The following is a 3831-nucleotide window of genomic DNA, read 5'->3' on the forward strand; positions in this document are numbered from 1 at the left end:
AGCCCACCGAGCCCACCGAGCCCACCGGCACGGCCACCCACACCGCGCCGACTCGGCACGGGACCGCGACTCCGAGCCCGGACCGCGAGCACGAGGGACACGGCTGCGCCGAGGGTGAAGAGCCCCGCCAGGACCATCCGTTGGCCGGCAGCCGACACGCATGCCGCGTCGATCTCGTCCTGGTTGACGGCCCGTTCGCCACCGAGGTGGCCGTCGCGCTCGAAGAGGGTGACGTCGTAGGCGGAGCCGCACGTCGTCGTCCCCACGTCCACACCGCCGTCCCAGAACAGCCGCGGGATGGAGACGTGCACGTCAGAGGTCGCGGCGAGGAGGGCCGCCACGGCGCAGGCGAGCGCGAGCGCCACGTAGCCGGTCCGCCCGACCCGGCCCGGCTCGCCGCGATCGGCGTGCGGCTGGGTGGTCACGGAGGCACGGTACCGAGCCCAGCGGCATACGGGATCCTCCCGTGGCAGGATGTGGCCGTATGCCGCTGGGTGGGCGTCCGCTGCCTCCCGGCCCCGCGCGGACGACCGCCAGGGGTCGATTTCTCCTCAGCGCGTGCGTGGCGTAATCTTGATCCTTGGGTGTCGTGCGCCTGCACGCCATTCACTCATGTGCCGACCCAACCAGGGTAGGCCGCCGACAGATTGACGGAGGACATGGCCAAGAAGGACGGTGTCATCGAGATCGAGGGCACGATCGTCGAGGCTCTCCCGAACGCAATGTTCCGGGTCGAGCTGACCAACGGTCACAAGGTTCTCGCGCACATCTCGGGCAAGATGCGCCAGCACTACATCCGGATCCTCCCCGAGGACCGGGTCGTGGTGGAGCTCTCGCCCTATGACCTGACCCGCGGTCGGATCGTCTTCCGTTACCGCTGAGCGCCCGGCCCGCGAGGGCGCGAGCACGAAGCACACCTCCCGATTACCCGAACAGCACCTGACGGTGGCGGCCCTCGCATGGGTCGGTGGCGGCAGGCGCACGATCTGAAGACAGCAGGCAGATGAAGGTTCAGCCGAGCGTCAAGAAGATCTGCGACAAGTGCAAGGTGATCCGCCGCAACGGGCGGGTCATGGTGATCTGCGAAAACCTGCGCCACAAGCAGCGCCAGGGCTGAGCAGCCGCCGACCAGCACGCGTCGTCGAGATTCGACAGCACGCACCACGTAGACAGCAGCACCCGGCCCCTGATGACCGACCGTCGTGTCGGCGCAGGACGTCACCCCCGGCACGGAGGCCGGGGACCGGAGCCCGACCCGTTCTGAAGGGCGGGCACGAAACCGGACCGGTGACTGCACCAGACCTCCGCGAAACAGAAATCAGGAGAACCACCAACATGGCTCGTCTTGTTGGAGTCGACCTTCCGCGTGACAAGCGCGTCGAGGTCGCACTGACCTACATCTTCGGTGTGGGTCGCACCCGCAGCCAGGAGGCGCTGGCCGCGACCGGCGTCAACCCCAACACCCGCGTCAAGGACCTCGGTGAGACCGAGCTCGTTGCGCTTCGTGACTTCCTCGAGGGCAACTACCGCCTCGAGGGTGACCTTCGTCGTGAGGTTCAGGCCGACATCCGCCGCAAGGTCGAGATCGGCTCCTACGAGGGCCTTCGTCACCGTCGTGGTCTGCCCGTGCGCGGACAGCGCACCAAGACCAACGCGCGCACCCGCAAGGGCCCGAAGCGCACCGTGGCCGGCAAGAAGAAGGCGAAGTGACGCTGATCGCCCCGGCGATCGCGCACTCCCGGCCCTCACCGAATTCACTCTGACGTAGGAGAAACATGCCTCCCAAGGCTCGTGTGACGAAGGTTCGTCGCAAGGAGAAGAAGAACGTCGCCCACGGGCACGCTCACATCAAGAGCACGTTCAACAACACCATCATCTCGATCACGGACCCCACTGGCGCCGTGATCGCGTGGGCCTCCGCCGGCCAGGTCGGCTTCAAGGGCTCCCGCAAGTCCACGCCGTATGCCGCCCAGATGGCTGCCGAGGCCGCTGCCCGCCGCGCCATGGAGCACGGCATGCGCAAGGTCGACGTCTTCGTCAAGGGTCCCGGCTCCGGCCGTGAGACCGCGATCCGTTCCCTGACCGCTGCCGGTCTCGAGGTCGGCGCGATCAGCGACGTCACGCCCACGCCGCACAACGGTGTCCGCCCGCCCAAGCGCCGCCGCGTCTGATCCGGCCTGATTTCGAGAAGAGAAGGTCCAAGAACTCATGGCTCGTTACACCGGCCCGATCACCAAGAAGTCCCGCAGGCTCAAGACCGACCTCGTCGGCGGCGACAAGAACTTCGAGCTCCGCCCGTTCCCGCCCGGCCAGCACGGCCGTCGCCGGATCCAGGAGAAGGAGTACCTCACCCAGCTGCAGGAGAAGCAGAAGGCTCGCTTCGCCTACGGCGTCATGGAGAAGCAGTTCGTCCGTTACTACAAGGAGGCCGCGAGGCGTCCGGGCAAGACGGGCGAGAACCTGCTGACGATCCTCGAGTCGCGTCTCGACAACGTCGTCTACCGCGCGGGCCTGGCCCGCACCCGTCGACACGCGCGTCAGCTCGTCACGCACGGCCACTTCGAGGTCAACGGCGTCCGCGTCGACGTCCCCTCCTACCGCGTCGAGGCGTACGACATCATCACGGTCCGCAAGCAGTCGGTCGAGACGTTCCCGTTCGAGCTGGCCCGCCAGACGTTCGGCGAGCGCACGCCGCCGGCGTGGATGCACGTGTCCGAGGGCTCGCTCCAGATCCTCATCCACCAGCTCCCGGTGCGCGCACAGATCGACTCGCAGCTCACCGAGCAGCTCATCGTCGAGCTCTACTCGAAGAACTAGACCCTCGGGAGCTCACGGCCCTGGCGGGCCTGCGCCCCCGAGTACCCCCGAAGGACCCGCGCGGCCGACTTCACGTCGCTGCGTGGGTCCCTCGGGACTGCGAGGCCCACGGACAGAGGTGGGTTTCGCATCCGGGAGGTCGTCCCGGACGTTCACGCGGCGTCATATAGCGGTCGCCCGTGGGAAGGAATCAGACAGTGCTCATCGCACAGCGTCCCGTGCTCTCCGAGGAAGTCGTTGCGGACAACCGCAGCCGCTTCACCATCGAGCCGCTCGAGCCCGGCTTCGGCTACACGCTCGGCAACAGCCTCCGTCGCACCCTGCTCTCGAGCATCCCGGGTGCCGCGGTCACGTCCATCCGCATCGACGGCGTGCTCCATGAGTTCACGACCGTGCCGGGTGTCAAGGAGGACGTCACCGAGATCATCCTCAACATCAAGGGCCTGGTCGTCTCGTCCGAGCACGACGAGCCGGTCGTGATGTACCTGCGCAAGCAGGGTCCCGGAACCGTCACCGCCGGTGACATCACGCCCCCGGCCGGTGTCGAGGTGCACAACCCCGACCTGCACATCGCGACCCTCAACGACAAGGGCAAGCTCGAGATGGAGCTGACCGTCGAGCGCGGCCGCGGCTACGTCTCTGCGCAGCAGAACAAGTCCGGTGACCAGGAGATCGGGCGCATCCCCGTCGACTCGATCTACTCGCCCGTCCTCGCCGTGACCTACAAGGTCGAGGCGACCCGTGTCGAGCAGCGCACCGACTTCGACAAGCTCATCGTCGACGTCGAGACGAAGAACTCGATGACCCCGCGCGACGCCATGGCGTCGGCCGGCAAGACGCTCGTCGAGCTCTTCGGCCTGGCCCGTGAGCTCAACGTCGAGGCCGAGGGCATCGACATGGGCCCGTCGCCGACCGACGCCGCCCTCGCCGCCGACCTCGCGCTGCCGATCGAGGACCTCGACCTCACGGTTCGCTCCTACAACTGCCTCAAGCGCGAGGGCATCCACACCGTGG

General features: G+C 67.6%; 7 protein-coding genes. 6 read left to right on the plus strand and 1 reads right to left on the minus strand.

All coding sequences use genetic code 11. The features are described from left to right. On the minus strand, positions 1 to 425 hold a 425-nt coding region (locus tag LOY02_RS18360; RefSeq protein WP_317183814.1), incomplete at its 3' end, for a hypothetical protein. Between the two features lie 234 nt (positions 426 to 659). On the opposite strand from LOY02_RS18360, the gene infA reads away from it, so the two are divergent. The 6 genes from infA to LOY02_RS18390 all read left to right on the plus strand — a co-directional run. Continuing rightward, on the plus strand, positions 660 to 881 hold the full coding sequence (infA, locus tag LOY02_RS18365; RefSeq protein ID WP_006946284.1) for a translation initiation factor IF-1: 222 nt from the start codon (positions 660 to 662) through the stop codon (positions 879 to 881). 122 nt (positions 882 to 1003) lie between these two features. Continuing rightward, complete coding sequence (rpmJ, locus tag LOY02_RS18370) at positions 1004 to 1117, plus strand: 50S ribosomal protein L36 (protein WP_006592630.1); 114 nt, start codon at positions 1004 to 1006, stop codon at positions 1115 to 1117. Positions 1118 to 1335: 218 nt separating this feature from the next. Next, a complete protein-coding gene (gene rpsM, locus LOY02_RS18375) occupies positions 1336 to 1710 on the plus strand; it encodes a 30S ribosomal protein S13 (RefSeq protein ID WP_317183815.1) in 375 nt (124 codons plus the stop codon). Positions 1711 to 1775: 65 nt separating this feature from the next. After that, positions 1776 to 2171, plus strand: a complete 396-nt coding sequence (gene rpsK, locus LOY02_RS18380) for a 30S ribosomal protein S11 (RefSeq protein ID WP_013493541.1) — start codon at positions 1776 to 1778, stop codon at positions 2169 to 2171. 37 nt (positions 2172 to 2208) lie between these two features. Next, the gene (gene rpsD / locus LOY02_RS18385; RefSeq protein WP_317183816.1) at positions 2209 to 2817 is read left to right on the plus strand and encodes a 30S ribosomal protein S4; all 609 of its coding nucleotides are present in this window, start codon (positions 2209 to 2211) and stop codon (positions 2815 to 2817) included. Positions 2818 to 3014: 197 nt separating this feature from the next. Next, positions 3015 to 3831 (plus strand): DNA-directed RNA polymerase subunit alpha (locus tag LOY02_RS18390; RefSeq protein ID WP_317183817.1); only part of this gene is annotated, 817 nt, incomplete at its 3' end.

The sequence above is a fragment of the Intrasporangium sp. genome, from assembly GCF_032907665.1.
In the GTDB taxonomy this organism is placed as follows: domain Bacteria; phylum Actinomycetota; class Actinomycetes; order Actinomycetales; family Dermatophilaceae; genus Intrasporangium.